The sequence below is a fragment of the Mesorhizobium zhangyense genome, from assembly GCF_011045115.1.
In the GTDB taxonomy this organism is placed as follows: domain Bacteria; phylum Pseudomonadota; class Alphaproteobacteria; order Rhizobiales; family Rhizobiaceae; genus Mesorhizobium_M; species Mesorhizobium_M zhangyense.
On the sequence record NZ_JAAKZG010000001.1, the window covers coordinates 449,300 to 465,683 of the forward strand.

Sequence of the window (16,384 nt, forward strand, 5' to 3'; positions counted from 1 at the left end):
AAAAACGCGGAATGAAGAAGCTCCGGACCATCATTCACGCGCCCGGAGCCGAGACAAAGAGGGGGAGATGATGGCTGGATTGGTGCTGGCGATCGATCAAGGCACGACCTCGAGCCGCGCGATCGTTTTCGATACGGCGATGAAGCCCATCGGCACCGGTCAGCAGGAATTCACGCAGCATTTTCCAGCTTCCGGCTGGGTCGAGCACGATCCGGACGAGATCTGGGAAAGCGTCGTTGCTACCTGCAAGACGGCGCTCAAGAAGGCGAAATCCACCGCCGCAGATGTCTCGGCCATCGGCATCACCAATCAGCGCGAGACGGTGGTAATCTGGGAAAAAGCCACCGGCAAGCCGATCCACAACGCCATCGTCTGGCAGGATCGCCGCACCGCGCCGCTTTGCCAGAAACTCAGGAAACAAGGGCTTGAACCGCTTTTTTCGCGAAAAACAGGGCTTCTGCTCGATCCCTATTTCTCCGGCACCAAGATTGCCTGGATACTCGACAAGGTCAAAGGCGCGCGCCGGCGAACCGAGAAGGGCGAATTGCTGGCCGGCACCATCGACAGTTTCCTGATCTGGCGGCTGACCGGCGGCAAGGTGCACGCGACCGACGCAACCAACGCTTCGCGCACGCTGGTCTACAACATCCGCACCAATGAATGGGACGCCGAACTCCTGAAGATACTGCGCATTCCGGCGGCAATGCTGCCGGAAGTGAAGGATTGCGCCGACGATTTCGGCGTCACCGACAAAAAGCTGTTCGGCGCGGAAATTCCGATCCTCGGGGTTGCTGGCGACCAGCAGGCGGCGACCATCGGCCAGGCCTGTTTCGAGCCCGGCATGATGAAGTCGACTTATGGCACCGGCTGCTTTGCGCTTTTGAACACTGGCGCTGACATGGTACGCTCGAAAAACCGGCTTCTCACGACCATCGCTTATCGCCTCAACGGTGAGACGACCTATGCGCTTGAAGGCTCGATCTTCGTCGCAGGCGCTGCTGTTCAGTGGCTGCGCGACGGCATCGGCGTTATCGGCAAGGCCGAACATAGCGGCGTACTGGCGGCCAAGGCCGACGACACCCAGAACGTCTATCTGGTGCCTGCATTCGTAGGCCTCGGCGCGCCGCATTGGGATGCCGAGGCGCGGGGGGCGATTTTCGGCCTTACGCGCAATTCCGGTCCGGCCGAATTCGCGCGCGCCGCACTCGAATCGGTGGCGTATCAGACGCGCGACCTGCTCGATGCGATGCGAAAGGACTGGAAAGGCGGTTCGAAGCAGACCGTTTTGCGCGTCGACGGCGGCATGGTCGCGTCGGACTGGACCATGCAGCGGCTTGCCGACATCCTCGATGCACCGGTCGACCGTCCGACCATTCTCGAAACGACCGCGCTGGGCGCCGCATGGCTTGCCGGCTCGCGGGCAGGGGTATGGCCCAAGGCCAAGGCTTTTGCCAAGTCATGGGCGCTGGACCATCGCTTCAAGCCGCAGATGGACGAGACCGTTCGAGCAGCCAAGCTGAAGGGCTGGCGCAATGCGGTGAAGCGGACGCTTTCTTAAGCGTTGAGCGAAATCACATGGAAAAAGGCCCGCGCTGAGCGCGGGCCTGATTTCACTATGACCGATATCAATAGGGCGAATAGCACTGCTGACGCGGGCCGTTATAGGGCTGGAACGTGTTGTCATAGGCCCGATAGGACCGGTAGCGGTTATAGCACCAACGCACATGGGCGTTGCCGCCACCGCGATATTCACGAACCGGCGGCGGTGCTGCTATTGCGCCACCGACGATTGCCCCGGTGATAAATGCGGCAGCCGGGAACCAGTAGCCATTATATTCGCGGTAGCCGCGTCGGTAGTTTCGATAGCCGCGATGCCCGCGATAATAGTTGTAGTCGCCGCGGCGTTCGAAACGGCGTCCGTCACGACGCCCATCGCGCCAGCCTCGGCGAAAATCCCGCCTGTCGCCACGGAAGTGACGTGCGGAAGGAATGGCTCTGCGATACGGGTCGTATTGTACCTGCTGTACGTCAGACTGCGTCGTTGCTGCCGGCGGCACATAGGCGGGTGCTGCGCTGGCTCCGGGTATGGCCGGTACGATCGCGAAGGACAATGCAAGCGCCGAAGCGCAGAGGCCTGAGAGAAACTTCTTCATGATGATCTCCTCGCAAAGGATGAACTTGTCCCTTGTGCCCCAAGCAACGTGCAAACGGCGCGATTGGTTCCCGCCGAATGCAAGTGATTGAAACGCAGTGATTTATGGCGCGTGATCGAGCCCGGCGCAAGAATGCTGCAAGCACGAAGTCGCGAGCGCGAACAAAGGCTGATGGACATTGCTTTTTCCGGTTGACCGGCAGGGGCACTCTCCCTATGTTCCGGCGCAATTTCGGGGCGGCTTTTGTGCGCTGCGAAACACTCGTTGCGGCTTTCGGCCGCCCGCTCTGAAATCGATGCATACGGATAACGTGGGCATTTCCGGCTTACCGGGGTTCAGGGCATTCGTTCTGACAAGAACACGGGTGATTGGTGAAGGGCTGGTAGCTCAGATGGTAGAGCACGGAACTTTTAATTCTGGGGTCATGGGTTCGAGTCCCATCCAGCCCACCAACACCAATTTCGGCCTCTGATTTTATTGGCTTTTTGCCCGTGCTCAAGTGGGCGACGGGTCTGAACTGCGAAGGCAGTTTATACAGGGCCCAAGCGCAACGACTTGAGGTTCCTCAATGTGTAGTCAACAGGCGCTGGACGAGTTCGGTGCGGTTGTGTGCGTGCAGCTTCTGGCAGAGGCTGCCAATATGGTCCTTGACCGTATAGGCCGATATTCCGAGGGCTCGTGCGATCTCCTTGTTGGACTGGCCGTGGCACAGCAGCAGTGCCACTTCGCGCGAGCGCGTCGGCAGTTGGTTCAGGGCTGATGCATTGGCCAGTGACGCGTATTCGCTGTGTGAGGCCGCGCCGGACTGCGAAATCCAAGCAGGTGGAGCGCCATTGAGCCGACCGGTCTCGACCATTGTGGTGAGCGCGAGTGATCCGGCCCGGCAAAGGATCTGCATGCTGTCAACGGCCGGTGACGCATAGGCACCCACTTCGCCCTGGTTGGCCGTATAGACGACGCCGACCACGCGGTTGTCGACACGAAGCGGCCCCGCCATGCAATGCACGAACCCCCAGCGCCGCAGCAGCTCGAAATTGTTGCAGCTTTGCCAGCCGGCGGCGCCGACAAGCGTCGAGCCGTCCACGGGCTGGCCCTTCTCGCAGATATAGGCCAGCAGCGGATCGTATTTGTCGAATTCGGCGCTGTACTCCTGGATGAACCCATCCGGCGCCTGCTTGCTGTAGAACAGATAGGGTTTGTCCCGGTCGAGCAGATAGAGGCCTACCGTCGGCGATCCGATCAGCCGGCCGATCTCGCGGTGGCAGGCGTCGCCGAGCGCTTCCAGCGAGCGGCTGGCGGCAACGTTGAGCGCGGCATCGCTGACCGCGCCCGCCGAGTAGTCCGCTATCGTGGCCGGGGACCGGCGCATCTGTCATTCCTCCTTTTGCCCGCGCCCATTTTTAGGCTTGTCGGACACGGCAAGGCTCGCCACCCTCAGCGAGCACCCTGTTTGCCGGACAAGGAGTTTCCAGCAAAAGCAGGAAAAAGCAAGCGGGTGCGTGCGATCCCGCGACGGTCAGCCGTCGACGCCGAACACGCCCCATTTCGCGTCCGCCCCGACAGCGCCGAGATAGACGCGTCCGCATTCCTGGACGATCTCGTCAGCCATCAAAATGTGCTGCGTTCCCGAATGGATGTCGCGGTAGAAGCGCTGCATGATGCCATTGTGCAGGGAAGCGCCCCGTGCAGCCCGGTGGGCGAAGGTGCCGACATCCGATATCACGTCATGCACATGGCGCATCGCCAGTTTCACATCGGCGATCTGTTCGAGCGAAGCTTCGCCGCCTTCGGCGAAGGTTTCGGCCATGCTCGTCCATGCCTGATAGGCAAAGGCGCGGGCTGAACGAAAACGCGCCTCGGCGCGGGCGAATTCATATTTGAACGTCGCGCTTTCGTTCATCTTGCCGAAGGCATCGACGCGTTTGGCGGCAAGCTTGGCCAGTTCGTCCAGCATGCGCCGGCCGACGCCCAGCGCCCATGTCGTGTGGCCCCAGGCGGTATAGCCGACCAATCCGAGGCTGCCCTGCGGACCGCCGCGCTTGGCATTGCCCTCGTTGAGGCCGTAGCAAAGGTGATGCGGTACGAAGAGCTCGTCAGCGTCCTTCAGCGTGTAATCGAAGCTGCCGGTAGCGCGCAGGCCAAGCACGTCCCAATTGCCTTTCAGCTCGATCGTCGCGCGCGGGTGATGGGTGACGACGACTTCCGGCTGGCCGTTCGGCTGCATCACCATGGTCTTGCCGGTCGCGTCGGTGACGAAACAGCCGGAATGGATCCACTCGGCGTGCTGGATGCCGCTGCCATAGGCCCAATGGCCGCGGATCATGTAGCCGCCGTCGACCGGCCTTGCATAGCCTCGCGGCACGCCATTGCCGGCGACCATGACGTCGGGTCCATGCGCGAAGATATCGCTGGCGCCCTTGTCGGAAACGAACAGCGACATCACTCCGCCGACAGCGTTGTTGACGATGACGCACCATCCCGCTGAACCATGTGCCCATGCGACACGCTCGCCGAGCCGCATGGCATCGACATGGGAAAGCTCTGCGCCGCCGACCTCCTTCGGCATCATCATGCTGTAGAGCCCGGCATCCTGCAGAAGCTTGAACGTGCCGTCGGCAAGCCGGTTCAGCTGTTCGCTTTCTTCCGCCGCCGCCTCGATTGCCGGGAGGATGCTTTCGACGCGTGCCGTCATCTCGGCGAGCGATGGCTTGGCGGCTTGTTTGAGATTGGCAACAGGCATGTTCACGGGCTCCACCCTTGTCTTTCGGTTGTCGGGCCAGGCTCGGCGGCCTGGTTCTTCCTCGTGGCAGTGTTCCAATGGGGCAGCCCCCCAGCAACCCCCCCAACTGGGGGGATTGTGCGCCTCGCCCTACACTTGAAAAATGCAGGTCGACGGGAATTGAAGCGCGGCCCGCACAAGAACCAAGAGCCGGCGGCGCTGATCTGGGAGTATCGTATCGATGGCTGGCATCAGGGTCATCGGCTTCTGCGGCAACACGCAGAGGCCGTCGAAAACACGCGCGCTTGTCGAGGCCGTCTCCGGCAATCTGCGCAAACGCCACGGCATCGACGTTGATATCTTCGATCTCGTCGATGCCGGCGAAGGGCTAGGCGCGTATTCGCCGGCCGGACTGAGTGGACGTGCCAAGGCGATCGTCGATGCGATCGAGAGCGCCGATGCCCTCATCGTCGGCAGCCCGGTCTACAAGGGCTCTTACACCGGCCTGTTCAAGCACGTATTCGATCTGGTTCAGCCGACCGCGCTGGTCAATCGCCCGGTGCTGCTCACCGCCACCGGCGGCGGCGCACGTCATTGCCTCGTGGTCGAGCATCAGCTCCGGCCGCTGTTCGGCTTCTTCGAGGCCTGCACCATCCCAACCGCCATCTATGCCAGCGAAACGGATTTTTCCGACGGCATTCCCTCAAGTCCGTTCGTGCTGCAACGCATCGCCGCCGCCGTTGATCAACTGGCGAGCCTGGTCGGGCGTCCCGGCTGCGTCGCTGCCGAATAGCAAGGAGTTTTCGAACGATGAACCAGGCAATCGTCTCCAGATCTGCTCCTGCAATGAGCGGCTTCGAGCGCGCCGAATATGATATCGGCGGCGTGCGCACCGTCGTGCACAGCCTCGGCAAGGGCAGGCCGCTGGTCTTTCTCCATGGCGCCGGCACTTTTCCCGGCTTCGAATTCGCGCGTCTTCTGGCTGCCGATGCGCGCGTGATCATTCCCTATCATCCAGGCTTCGGCGAATCCGCCGATGACGAGCACATCACATCGATCGACGACCATGTGCTGCATTATGCCGACCTGTTCGATCGTCTCGGCCTCGCAGAGTTCGACCTTGCCGGCTTCTCGTTTGGCGGCTGGATCGCCGCGGAATATGCCGCGCGCATGAGCAGCCGCCTGCGCCGGCTGGCACTGGTCGCGCCGGCCGGGCTGGTGGTGCGCGCGCATCCGGCGCCGGACCTTTCGATTGTCGCGCCGCATGATTTGCCGGGCTACCTGACGCATGATCCGCAAGTGGCGATCGGCTATTTCCCGAAGTCGCCGGACCCGGCCTTCGACCAGTCGCTCGGTCGCGAGATGATGGCGTTCGGCAAGCTTCTCGGCGACGAGCCGCAGGGCAATCCGAAGCTTGACCGCTGGCTCCATCGCATCGGTGTTCCGACGCTGCTGCTTTGGGGCAGTGAGGACCGGATGCGCCCGGCAGCCCAGGCGTCCGCCTGGCTGAACGAACTTCCAAACGCGCGGTTCGAACAGGTGGCGGATGCGGGTCATCTCCTGTTCGAGGAAAAGCCGCAGGCCGCCGTCGCAATCCTTCGCGACTTCCTCGCCGCGTGAAGACCACCGAACCGACACATCTCGAAAAGGACAGACCAATGATTGTGATGCAGGCCGGCGTGACCAAAAGCGAGGAAGCCTATGACGGCGCCAAATGGAGCATTCTCGGCCAGACCTACACGCTGAAACAACAGTCGGATGCCTCCATGGCCTGGCATGCGATCCTGCCGCCCGGCACCTTCGTGCCGCCGCACACGCATCCGACGCAGGACGAGTTCATCTCGGTCTTTGAAGGCCGTCTCGACCTCTGGCTCAACGGCAAGGAAGTCATCGCCAACGCCGGCGATCTCATCCGCCTGCCGATGGGCGAACCGCACGGCATCTTCAACAAATCCTCCGCTACGGTCAGCAGCCTGTTCTGGGTGTCGCCGACGCGGGCGCTGCGCGGCCTGTTCGAACGCATCCACAATGTCGGCGATCCGGCCGAAGTGGTGCGCATCGCCGCCGAGCACGAGGTCGACTTCCTGCCACCACCGGCCTGAAGCCATCCATGTCTTTCCCGTTCGCTGCCATTGCGGCGCGCGGGAACCGGGTACGGCCCGGCAATCACGAACGCCGCAAAGGCGCATCAATTCGCGAAAATAAATTTCCGAACAGGGGAACGGACAATGAATTGGGATACGATTTCTGAAACGGACAGATCACATATAAAACGCTGGCAATTCGGTATGCTGGCGCTCGCACTGATATGCGAGATCTTTCTCGCTGCGGACTGGTACGCCTTTGCGGCGGTCATTCCCTTCATCTCGGAGACGCTGCAACTCGATCCGGCTCAGGCCGGCCTGGCGCAAGGCATCTTCGCGCTGACATATGGCCTCGGCATGATCGTGTGGTCGCAGGTCAGCCGCGGCATGAGCGCCCGCAACATGCTCCTGATCGGCCTTGCCGGCACCGGCCTTGGTATGGTGCTGCAGGTCTATGTCCAGAGCTATGGCCAGTTGATCGCGCTGCGGCTTTTCATCGGCTTCTTCGATGCCGCGATCTTCCTCGGCAACATGAAGCTGGTCATCGGCTGGTTTCCACAGGCGCGGCGCGGCAGCATCGTCGGTATGATCCTGGCTGCCTACAGCCTTGCCATAACGCTCGACTTCGCGCTCGGAATCCCGCTTACCATCGCCTATGGCTGGCGCACATTCTTTGCCCTGCTGGCCGGCGGAACCCTGCTCGTCGCGCTTGCAATCGTGCTGTTCGGTCGCAATGGCCCGGCCGAGATCGGCGTGCGTGGCTTTGCCTGGGAAGAGCCGCTGCCGCGTGGTGCGGCGATCCCGCTCAGCGCCATCTTCCGCTCGCGGTGGATTTTGGTCGGGGGTCTCGGCATCGCCGCCTGTACGCTCGCTATCGCCGGTACTGCAACCTGGGTGGTGCCTGCCTATATCGCCGTCCAGAACATGCCGGTGGAAGATGCCGCCCTGGTCGGCACGCTGATGGGCCTGTCGCAGGTGGTGTTCCTCGTCATCGGTGGTTACGTAGCCGATCGCATCGGCAAGGCCTTCATGATCAAGTTCGGCACGGTGCTGGCGCTGCTCACTGCAATCGCCTTCACGGTAGCCACAATCTATCCGATGGATTTCGGTTGGCTTCTGCTCTTCGCCGGTCTTAGTGGCATTGCCGTCTTCGGCGGTGGTGCGATCTTCTCGCTGCTCAGCGAAAAGTATCCCGATGAACTGGCAACCGCGGCGGTCGGTTACGCCGAAGTCTTCGGCGTGGTGTCGAGCTTCCTGTCGCCATGGATGATGGGCCTGGTGATCCGCGCCTCAGGCGGCTCCTTCACGGAGGCGTTCGTGGCGTTCGCGGTCGTTGAGGCGATCTTCCTTATCGTCCTCGTTATCCTGGCGCGGGAGAACGTCGGGAGGGCAGGGGTCGTTGCTCCGGTCGCGACCAACTGAAGTCAGCAGGATCGCATTTATCTGCTCTTGTTTCGAGAGTCCGGGCGCCCGCTAAAGCAGCAGATCGCTGACGGTGGCGCCCGGCGGTTGAGCACCGACCGTCATGCAGCATCGATCTTCTCGATAGCGGCCATCACACCGCGAAGCTCGGCAAGTCCGCGAAGACGGCCGATTACCGGATAGCCGGGATGGGTTTTTCGCGATGCGTCGTCGATCAATTCATGGCCGTGGTCGGGGCGCATTGGAATATTCCAGTCCATGCGTCCTTCGGCCTTGCGGCGCCTGCACTCGGCCATAAGCACGCGCACCAGCGCCACCATGTCGGTGTCGCCGCCGAGATGATCCGCTTCCACGAAGGAGCCATCGGCTTCCCTGGCGACGTTGCGCAGGTGGGCGAAATGGATTTTGTCGGCGAAGCGTCTTGCGATCGCCGGCACGTCGTTAGCCGGGTTTGCACCGAGCGAGCCGGAGCACAATGTCAGCCCGTTTGACGGAGACGGCACAGCCGACAGGATGAAGTCGATGTCATCGGCATTGGAGACGATGCGGTCGAGGCCGAACAGCGGGCGGGGCGGATCATCCGGATGCACGCAAAGTCGCACGCCCACCTCTTCCGCGGTTGGGACCACCTCGCGCAGAAAGCGGACGTAATTGGCTTGAAGATCGGTCCGCGACACTTGCTTGTAGCGATCCAGCATGGCGCGCAGGCCCGGCACGTCGTAGCGATCATAGGCGCCGGGCAGACCAGCCATGATGTTGGCCAGCAGCTTTTCCCTGTCGCTTTCGGAAGAACTCTGGAACCAGCTCCGCGCCCGATTGAGAGTGGTCTCGTCGTGCTCGTCCTCCGCACCCGGCCGCTTCAGCATGTAGCAATCGAAGGCCGCATATTCGTGAACATTGAAGCGTAGCGCGGTGCCGCCGCCGGGAAGGGGGGCATCCAGTTGCGTGCGGGTCCAGTCGAGGATCGGCATGAAATTATAACAGACCACCTCGATGCCGCAGGCGGCAAGATTGCGCAAAGATTGGCGATAGGCATCGAAGATCGGCTCCAACCCGTCGCCGCCAAGCTTGACGCTCTCATGCACCGGCAGGCTTTCCACCACGCGCCATTTCAGGCCCAGCGAGACATCGGTCTCGATGATTGCCTGCCGTTTGCGGATTTCTTCGACAGTCCAGACATGTCCGTAAGGAATATGATGCAGCGCGGTGACGATGCCCCGCGCGCAGGCCTGGCGCACATGCTTGAGTTCGCAGGCGTCATCTGGGCCGAACCAGCGCCAGGTTTCTTCCATTGCATCAGCTCCGATTGGGCATTTCGTCAGATTTTGTCGTGGCCACCCGACGGACCATTACGAAACAGCGCGTCCGTCGGCATCGAAGAAATGCAGATTGTCCTTGTCCGCAGTCAGTCCAATGCGGGTGCCGATCGGCGGCATGTCCCGCTTGTCATCTACGACAAGACAGGTCTGTCCACCGGGCAGCTCGACATGCATCAGCGTCACGGCCCCCGTGTATTCGTTGAGCGTCACGGTGGCGGACAGCGAGTCGGTCGTCGGCTCGACGACGCGAAGATGCTCCGGCCGCACGCCGACCGAAACTGCGCTGGCGGGCAGGGCATGCGTCGGGGATATGAGCTTCGCTTCCGCGGCGGGCAGCAGGTTCATCCTCGGGCTACCGATGAACTGCGCGACGAAGACATTGTTCGGTTTCTCATAGAGGTCACGCGGCGAACCGATCTGCTCGACCAGGCCGTCCCGCAGCACCACGATCTTGTCGGCCAGCGTCATCGCTTCGATCTGATCGTGCGTCACATAGATCATCGTTGTCTTCAGGCGGTTGTGAAGTGCTGCGATCTCGGAACGCATATGGACGCGAAGCTCCGCGTCGAGGTTCGACAGCGGCTCGTCGAACAGGAAGACGTCCGGGCTGCCGACGATGGCACGTCCGATGGCGACGCGCTGCCGCTGGCCGCCGGACAACTGGCGAGGATAGCGGTCGAGCAAGGCGTCGAGCTTCAGCGTTGCGGCAGCTTCCCTCACGCGTCGGTCGCGCTCATCGACTGGAACTTTGCGAACCTTCAGGCCGAAACCCATATTGTCGCGTACATTGAGGTGCGGGTAGAGCGCGTAGGACTGGAACACCATGCCGACGCCGCGCTTTGCCGCCTGGACATCGTTCATCCGCCGCCCGCCGATATGGAGTTCTCCGCTGCTGACATCCTCAAGCCCGGATATCATGCGCAGCAGGGTCGACTTGCCGCAGCCGGACGGCCCTACGAATACGGCGAACTCGCCTTCATCGACCGTCAGGTCGACGCCCCTGATGATCTCGGTCGCGCCGAATTGTTTGCGAATGTCTTTCAGGACTACATCAGCCATTCATATTCCTCGTCAGCCTTTGACGCCGGAAAGCGCAAAGCTCTCCGTGATCTGGCGTTGGGCAATCAGGTAAACGATCAGGATCGGCAGGACTGCGAGCGTGGTCGCTGCCAGTTGCAGGTTCCATAGCGGCAGTCCGTAGCTGTCGTTGAAGTTGGAGAGTGCCAGCGGCAGCGTGAACATCTCCAGCGAACTCAGGAAGATCAGCGGCTCGAGGAACAGGTTCCACGAGAACAGGAAGGTGATGATGGCGACGGCCGCCAGCGCCGGGCGCGACATCGGCAGGGCGATGCGCCACCAGATGCCGATGCGCGAAAGCCCGTCCATCCGTCCGGCGTCCTCAAGCTCTCTCGGCAGCGCCAGGAAATACTGGCGCATGAGGAAGGTCGCCATGACGCCGTGCGGTCCGAATGTCGGCAGCAGGATCAACGGCCAGTGCGTGTCGATCAGGCCGAGCGAGCGGATGAGGAAGAAGTTGGGAATGATGGTCACCTCCTCGGGCACCATCAGCGCCGAAACGAGGAACAGCATCAGAAGGCCCGCGCCAGCGAAGCGCATCCGGGCCAGCGCATAGCCGGCGAGCGAGGAGATGATCAGCGTCAGCACCGTCACTGCAATCGCGATGTAGAGCGAGTTGAAATACTGCCGGGCGAAGGGCTGATAGGTGAACACCTCGATGAAGTTCTCATAGCGCCAGACGCGCGGCAGCAACGACGGCGTGCCGAATATCTCGGTCGTGCTCTTGAAGCCGGCCGAGACCATCCAGAGAAACGGAAAGACGAAGGGGATCGCCACGATCAGCAGCGCCAGCGTCCAGCATGTGCGGTAGATAATGTCGATCTGGCGCCGGGTCATTGCGTGCCCCTGCGGCGTATCCAGACCTGGATGAGGGTAAGCGCCATGACGATCACGAACATGATCATCGCCAGTGCGGCGGCGTAGCCGACGTTGAAGAACTTGAAACCCTGCTGGTAAATGTAGAAGGCCAGCACCAACGTGCCGTTCTCCGGTCCGCCGCCCGTCATCTGGTAGATGTGGTCGAACACCTTGAACGATCCGATCGTCGTGATGACCAGGATCACCAGAGTGGTGGGAGCCAGCAGCGGCCAGATGACCATCGTGAAAACCTGCCAACGCGACGCGCCTTCGAGACGCGCGGCCTCCTCGTAGTCGCGTGGCACGGCCTGGAGTGCTGCGATGTAGAGGATCATGTTCAGGCCGACCATCTTGATGACGCGCGTGACGATGACCGCGGCCATCGCCCAGTTCGGCTCACGCAGCCAATTCGGGCCGGTTATGCCGACAAGCGCCAGCATCTGGTTGATCACGCCGCCTTCGCCCTGCAGCAGGAACTTCCATACGATGGCCCAGGCGATAGCCGACGTGATGACAGGGGCAAAGAAAACCGTACGAAAGAAGACGACACCGAAGAATGGTCTCGACAGCGCGAGCGCGAGCGTTAGGGCCAGGGCCATATTGAGAGGCACGAGCCCGATAGCAAACACGACGGAGTTACGGACGACGTGCCAGAAGTCAGGGTTCTTGAAGAGCGTATCGTTGAAATTGTCCAGCCCGACGAACGTGGCCTTCTGTGACAGGAGGTTCCACTCGGTCATCGAGAAATAGACGACCGCGACAAGCGGGCCGAGGAAGAAGATAAGGAAGCCGATGACGGTCGGGCTGACGAAAAGCCAGGCCTCAAGCATCTCCCGGGTCTTCAAGGTCAACCACGGCGCGCGATCGTTGCGCGCCGTGGTTTCTGGGCGGGAAAGATCCATCATCTTCCGCAGGTCAAAGCAGTGGTTGAATGGCTGCGCAGACGCCCTTCAGCGCCTCTTCGACATTTGCGTCCGGCTTCCAGAGCGCGTCCATCTTCGGCGCCATCGCTGCGAATATCTGCGGCACCTTCTCATGCGCCGGATGCACACGGCCGTTCACGATCGCTGCTGCGATACTCTTCATCTGATCGGCAGGCACCAGCTTGTTGCTGTTGATGAAGGCGTCGCTCTCAAGCACCGATTTGCGGGCCGGCGGGAAGAACTGCGCCATGATGGCGACATTCTCCTTCGTCGTCATCTGCGCCACAAGGTCGGCAGCAAGCTGCTTGTTCTTGCCCTGTTCGAAGACGACCAGCGCCGCCTGTCCGATGACTGGAGCCTCGCCCCCAGGGCCGGTCGGGAGAGGAGCGATGCCCCACTTGAAGCCGGCCTCAGGCATCTTGGAAGCCCGCGATATCTGATTGACCGTCATCGCCGAATTTCCGGAGAAATAGTCTCCCTGCTCGCCAGGCGGCACGATGGTCTTGTCCTTGAAGACCATGTCGTGAAGCTGCTGCACGGCAGCGACTGCCTCCGGCTTGTCGAAGCCGCATTGGCCATCGGCCCACATCTCGCCGCCATAGGCGCGGATCGGAGGCAGCACCGCATGCGTCATGCGCGAGGCATAGCCTTCGCCGTCCTTGAACTCGAACGCCCACTTGCCGGGGTTTGCCTCGACGAGCTTCTTCGACACTTCCTGGAACTTCTTCATGTCCCACTCGCCCTTCGCAGCGAGCGCCAGCGGGTCTTCGAGACCTGCTTTGTCGAACATGTCCTTGTTGTAGTAGATCATGAACGGCGAGGTCGAGAATGGGATGCCGTAGACGGTTTCGCCATTCTGCCAGAGCGCCATCGCCGGCTGCGAGAAGTCGGCGAAATCATAGCCTTCGGCGGCCTTGACGGTCGGCCCGATATCCATCAGCAGGCCGGCGTTTTCGAAGGCGGGGGCTGCGTCCTCCATCATCCAGGCAGCATCCGGCGGATTGCCGCCGGCGACCTGGAAGGTCAGTTTCTGCGTATAGTCGGCGACAGGTACCGTCTCGAACTTCACGGTAACGCCGGGATGCTTGGCGATGAACGGTTCAGCGATGCCGTTCAGCATCTTGAGGTGGGCTTCACTGCCGGTCCAGACGGTCACGCGCAATTCCTGCGCGAGCGCTGCCCCGGACATCAAGCACAGTGCCAATGTGGAAGCGATTATTCCTGTTCGTGCGCCTTTCATAGGTTCCTCCCCTTGGTGGCTGGTCTTTGTTGGTTATGTGTGGACGCGTAGCGGTTGGCGGGCAGTCTGGAAACGCGGGATTTCGTGCCCGCTGGTTCCGGTTTCGATTTCGAAGACGGAGCCGGCAAGCGGCTGCCGCTTTAGTTCGTCGGGTGTCAGTCCGGCGCGTATCGAGGTAACGAAGAGCGTCGTCATATCCGGGCCGCCGAAGGCCGGCTTGGAAGGGCGGGACACGGGCAGCCGGATCGTTTCCATCTCGTGCCCATCAGGATCGACGCGGACGATCAGCCCGGCGTCTACCGCCGCGAACCAGTAGCAGCCATCGACGTCGACGCAGGCGCCATCAGGGCGCCCTTCGGCGGGAACGTGGAACACGCGGCGACGATCTAGCGCGCCGGTCTCGACATCGAAGTCGAAGGCCCAGATGCAGCGGATGTCGGGATGACTGTCGCTTAGGTAGAAGGTGCGGCCGTCGGGTGAGATGGCGCAACCATTCTGAGTGCGAAGACCGCCGATGACCTGTGCGGCGGACCTGCCGTCATAGCGATAGAGCGCGCCGATAGGCTTGCGCTCGGCCGGGATATGCATTGTCCCGGTCCAGAACCGGCCCAGCGGATCGGTGACCCCATCGTTGAAGCGCATCTCGGACTCGGGTGCCTGGATCCCGGCGAGCAGCGAGAGATTTCCGGAGTCTGGGTCGAGGCTGTACCAGCCGTGCGACGCGGCAACGATGATCGCGCCATCGGAGAGGGCCAGCGCGCCCGGTAAGACGTCCAGCTCGTATGTCGATAACTCGCCCGTACCGGCATGCTTGCTATGGACACGGCCGCCGGCGGCGTCGACCCACCACAGCGTCCCGGTCGAGGCATCCCAGAGAGGGCTCTCGCCGACCTGATCCTCACCGGCGTGGAACACGGAGAAATCGCGATAGACCGTCATGCGGCTTCTCCCGGCAATACTCCCGGAGCGTCGCCGATCGACCAGCCGCCATCGACGGGGATGTTCACGCCGGTGACGTAGGAGGCGGCATCACTGCAAAGGAATATGTAGGCGCCCACGAGATCCTCGGGCATGCCGTGGCGTCCGACCGGAATTTTGACGGCCACCGCGCGGCGGAATGCGGCGTCCTCGTAGCGGGGAGCTGTCGCTTCAGTCTCGATCGCGCCTGGCGACACAACGTTCATCGTCACGCCACGCGGGGCAACGTCACGCGCAAGCGCCCGTATTGCTGTCAGCTGGGCAGATTTGAGCGAGGCGTAGACGATTGTTTCGGCGCGCGGACGGCTCGCCATGATGCTGCCTGTGGCAACGACACGGCCCCAGCCGCGCTCGGCCATCGGTGGCACGAATTTGCGGGCGAGAGTAATCAGCGCCGTAAAATTGGAGGCGACATGGGCCTCGACATGTGCCGGATCTGCGTCGTGCCAGGGGAGGCGGCGCTCGATTGCCGCATTGGAGATGAGGATGTCTATTGGACCGGCAGTCGAGAGAACCTCATCGGCGAAGCTTTCGACGGCGGCTGGCTTGGTGAAATCGGCCTCGAAGACGGGCGTGCTGCCTCCCACGTCGCGGGCAGTGGCCTCGGCGCCGCCGGCGTCGCCGAAATGGTGGATGACGATCTCGGCGCCCTCTGCTGCCAGGCCAAGTGCGACGGCGCGACCGATGCCCGAACTGGCGCCAGTGACGAGCGCACGACGCCCCTCAAGCGAGAAGCGGCCTGCGCTCATTGGCGTCTGCCCTCGAGCTTGTCGGCGACTTCCAGCGAGGCGATGTCGGCGGCCTTGAAATGCGATTTGATCTTCGCTTCAGCAAGGTCGGCATCGCCGGCGGAGATTGCGTCGAGAATCTCCTCGTGGCGCTTGATCGTCTGTCGCCAGTCGGCATCGGTCCGGTTCGAACGCCGTGAGAAGAGTTCGGAGACCTCGCGCTGCACCGAACGCAGCCCTTCCATCTGGACGCGTATCATCGTGTTTCCGGTCGCCATCGCCAGTCCGAGATGGAACAGGATATCGGCCTCCGTGAAACCAGCAGGATCGAGCAAAGACGTCTTCATGTCCTCGATCGCCTGGGTCATGGTCTTCAGCCCTTCGGGGTCGCGGCGTTCGGCTGCAAGGCGAGCGATGCCGGTCTCGATGACGCGGCGCATTTCGTTGGCTTCCTGCAGGCTCTTCAGGCTGGAGCGGACCGCATAGCCGTAGATCCTCTCCATAGGCTCGCCGCTGATCGCTTTGGCTCGCGCTACCTTGCCTTGCTGGGTGAAAATCAATCCGGCAGCGGTCAGCTGGCGCAGCGCTTCGCGGGCGATCGGCTTGGATACGCCGAACTCACGCGCGATTTCGCCTTCGGGCGGCAAAGGCTCGCCGGGCTGGATGCGCCCGTCGAAGAGCGCGGCCGCAATGGCGTCCGATACGCTGTCCGCCAGGCGCAGCGGACTTGCTTGCTTCGCTGAAAAGAACGGCTTCTTTGTTGTTGTCGCGGTCATCTGTTTTTCCCAATTCAGGTTTGTTAGCACGACAGCACAAAACTTAGCAACTAAGTTTATCAGTTGCCAAGCTGCTTGGCGATCGCTAGAACCGATGCATCATCGCA

At 61.9% G+C, this 16,384-nt stretch carries 16 protein-coding genes and 1 tRNA gene; 6 read left to right on the forward strand and 11 right to left on the reverse strand.

All coding sequences use genetic code 11. The annotated features are described in order from the left end of the window. Positions 1–70: 70 nt before the first annotated feature. Positions 71–1,558, forward strand: coding sequence for a glycerol kinase GlpK (gene glpK, locus G6N74_RS02270; RefSeq protein WP_165114420.1), 1,488 nt, complete (start codon positions 71–73; stop codon positions 1,556–1,558). A 67-nt stretch (positions 1,559–1,625) separates the two neighbouring features. On the opposite strand, the gene G6N74_RS02275 is transcribed toward glpK, so the two are convergent. Beyond that, a complete protein-coding gene (locus G6N74_RS02275; protein ID WP_165113761.1) occupies positions 1,626–2,153 on the reverse strand; it encodes a BA14K family protein in 528 nt (175 codons plus the stop codon). 376 nt (positions 2,154–2,529) lie between these two features. Here G6N74_RS02275 and G6N74_RS02280 point away from each other — a divergent pair. Continuing rightward, positions 2,530–2,605 (forward strand) — tRNA-Lys (locus G6N74_RS02280). A gap of 113 nt (positions 2,606–2,718) precedes the next feature. Here G6N74_RS02280 and G6N74_RS02285 read toward each other — a convergent pair. Both G6N74_RS02285 and G6N74_RS02290 read right to left on the reverse strand, forming a co-directional pair. Further along, a complete protein-coding gene (locus tag G6N74_RS02285) occupies positions 2,719–3,522 on the reverse strand; it encodes a LuxR C-terminal-related transcriptional regulator (RefSeq protein WP_165113763.1) in 804 nt (267 codons plus the stop codon). Between the two features lie 147 nt (positions 3,523–3,669). Continuing rightward, complete coding sequence (locus G6N74_RS02290) at positions 3,670–4,893, reverse strand: acyl-CoA dehydrogenase family protein (protein ID WP_165114423.1); 1,224 nt, start codon at positions 4,891–4,893, stop codon at positions 3,670–3,672. 220 nt (positions 4,894–5,113) lie between these two features. On the opposite strand from G6N74_RS02290, the gene msuE reads away from it, so the two are divergent. The 4 genes from msuE (at position 5,114) to G6N74_RS02310 (ending at position 8,378) form a co-directional block, all read left to right on the forward strand. Further along, positions 5,114–5,665: an FMN reductase gene (msuE, locus tag G6N74_RS02295; RefSeq protein ID WP_165113766.1), complete on the forward strand. Its 552-nt coding sequence runs from the start codon at positions 5,114–5,116 to the stop codon at positions 5,663–5,665. A gap of 17 nt (positions 5,666–5,682) precedes the next feature. Next, entirely contained in the window at positions 5,683–6,492 is an 810-nt protein-coding gene (locus G6N74_RS02300) for an alpha/beta fold hydrolase (RefSeq protein WP_165113769.1), read from the forward strand. A 38-nt stretch (positions 6,493–6,530) separates the two neighbouring features. Then, a complete protein-coding gene (locus G6N74_RS02305; RefSeq protein ID WP_165113771.1) occupies positions 6,531–6,974 on the forward strand; it encodes a cupin domain-containing protein in 444 nt (147 codons plus the stop codon). 186 nt (positions 6,975–7,160) lie between these two features. Then, the gene (locus G6N74_RS02310) at positions 7,161–8,378 is read left to right on the forward strand and encodes an MFS transporter (protein WP_246245609.1); all 1,218 of its coding nucleotides are present in this window, start codon (positions 7,161–7,163) and stop codon (positions 8,376–8,378) included. Between the two features lie 101 nt (positions 8,379–8,479). On the opposite strand, the gene uxuA is transcribed toward G6N74_RS02310, so the two are convergent. The 8 genes from uxuA to G6N74_RS02350 are packed head-to-tail and all read right to left on the reverse strand — an operon-like array spanning position 8,480 to position 16,277. Further along, positions 8,480–9,670, reverse strand: a complete 1,191-nt coding sequence (gene uxuA / locus G6N74_RS02315) for a mannonate dehydratase (protein ID WP_165113775.1) — start codon at positions 9,668–9,670, stop codon at positions 8,480–8,482. A 57-nt stretch (positions 9,671–9,727) separates the two neighbouring features. After that, complete coding sequence (locus G6N74_RS02320; protein WP_165113778.1) at positions 9,728–10,756, reverse strand: ABC transporter ATP-binding protein; 1,029 nt, start codon at positions 10,754–10,756, stop codon at positions 9,728–9,730. 12 nt (positions 10,757–10,768) lie between these two features. Then, positions 10,769–11,611: a carbohydrate ABC transporter permease gene (locus G6N74_RS02325; RefSeq protein ID WP_165113780.1), complete on the reverse strand. Its 843-nt coding sequence runs from the start codon at positions 11,609–11,611 to the stop codon at positions 10,769–10,771. Next, positions 11,608–12,534 carry a carbohydrate ABC transporter permease gene (locus G6N74_RS02330; protein WP_165113782.1) on the reverse strand — a complete coding sequence of 309 codons (927 nt, stop codon included), beginning with the start codon at positions 12,532–12,534 and terminating at the stop codon, positions 11,608–11,610. Before G6N74_RS02330 ends, G6N74_RS02325 begins: the two co-directional genes overlap by 4 nt. Positions 12,535–12,547: 13 nt before the next feature. Further along, entirely contained in the window at positions 12,548–13,795 is a 1,248-nt protein-coding gene (locus G6N74_RS02335) for an ABC transporter substrate-binding protein (RefSeq protein ID WP_165113784.1), read from the reverse strand. 33 nt (positions 13,796–13,828) lie between these two features. Continuing rightward, on the reverse strand, positions 13,829–14,734 hold the full coding sequence (locus tag G6N74_RS02340) for an SMP-30/gluconolactonase/LRE family protein (protein WP_165113786.1): 906 nt from the start codon (positions 14,732–14,734) through the stop codon (positions 13,829–13,831). Next, the gene (locus G6N74_RS02345; RefSeq protein WP_165113788.1) at positions 14,731–15,522 is read right to left on the reverse strand and encodes an SDR family NAD(P)-dependent oxidoreductase; all 792 of its coding nucleotides are present in this window, start codon (positions 15,520–15,522) and stop codon (positions 14,731–14,733) included. Before G6N74_RS02345 ends, G6N74_RS02340 begins: the two co-directional genes overlap by 4 nt. Further along, positions 15,519–16,277 carry a FadR/GntR family transcriptional regulator gene (locus G6N74_RS02350; protein WP_165113790.1) on the reverse strand — a complete coding sequence of 253 codons (759 nt, stop codon included), beginning with the start codon at positions 16,275–16,277 and terminating at the stop codon, positions 15,519–15,521. The genes G6N74_RS02345 and G6N74_RS02350 overlap by 4 nt, the downstream gene beginning before the upstream one ends. Positions 16,278–16,384: the final 107 nt, after the last annotated feature.

Coding starts and splice junctions, on each gene's coding strand:
- glpK (WP_165114420.1), top strand. CDS start 71: ATGGCTGGATTGGTGCTGGCGATCGATCAAGGCACGACCTCGAGCCGC.
- G6N74_RS02275 (WP_165113761.1), bottom strand. CDS start 2,153: ATGAAGAAGTTTCTCTCAGGCCTCTGCGCTTCGGCGCTTGCATTGTCC.
- G6N74_RS02285 (WP_165113763.1), bottom strand. CDS start 3,522: ATGCGCCGGTCCCCGGCCACGATAGCGGACTACTCGGCGGGCGCGGTC.
- G6N74_RS02290 (WP_165114423.1), bottom strand. CDS start 4,893: ATGCCTGTTGCCAATCTCAAACAAGCCGCCAAGCCATCGCTCGCCGAG.
- msuE (WP_165113766.1), top strand. CDS start 5,114: ATGGCTGGCATCAGGGTCATCGGCTTCTGCGGCAACACGCAGAGGCCG.
- G6N74_RS02300 (WP_165113769.1), top strand. CDS start 5,683: ATGAACCAGGCAATCGTCTCCAGATCTGCTCCTGCAATGAGCGGCTTC.
- G6N74_RS02305 (WP_165113771.1), top strand. CDS start 6,531: ATGATTGTGATGCAGGCCGGCGTGACCAAAAGCGAGGAAGCCTATGAC.
- G6N74_RS02310 (WP_246245609.1), top strand. CDS start 7,161: ATGCTGGCGCTCGCACTGATATGCGAGATCTTTCTCGCTGCGGACTGG.
- uxuA (WP_165113775.1), bottom strand. CDS start 9,670: ATGGAAGAAACCTGGCGCTGGTTCGGCCCAGATGACGCCTGCGAACTC.
- G6N74_RS02320 (WP_165113778.1), bottom strand. CDS start 10,756: ATGGCTGATGTAGTCCTGAAAGACATTCGCAAACAATTCGGCGCGACC.
- G6N74_RS02325 (WP_165113780.1), bottom strand. CDS start 11,611: ATGACCCGGCGCCAGATCGACATTATCTACCGCACATGCTGGACGCTG.
- G6N74_RS02330 (WP_165113782.1), bottom strand. CDS start 12,534: ATGGATCTTTCCCGCCCAGAAACCACGGCGCGCAACGATCGCGCGCCG.
- G6N74_RS02335 (WP_165113784.1), bottom strand. CDS start 13,795: ATGAAAGGCGCACGAACAGGAATAATCGCTTCCACATTGGCACTGTGC.
- G6N74_RS02340 (WP_165113786.1), bottom strand. CDS start 14,734: ATGACGGTCTATCGCGATTTCTCCGTGTTCCACGCCGGTGAGGATCAG.
- G6N74_RS02345 (WP_165113788.1), bottom strand. CDS start 15,522: ATGAGCGCAGGCCGCTTCTCGCTTGAGGGGCGTCGTGCGCTCGTCACT.
- G6N74_RS02350 (WP_165113790.1), bottom strand. CDS start 16,277: ATGACCGCGACAACAACAAAGAAGCCGTTCTTTTCAGCGAAGCAAGCA.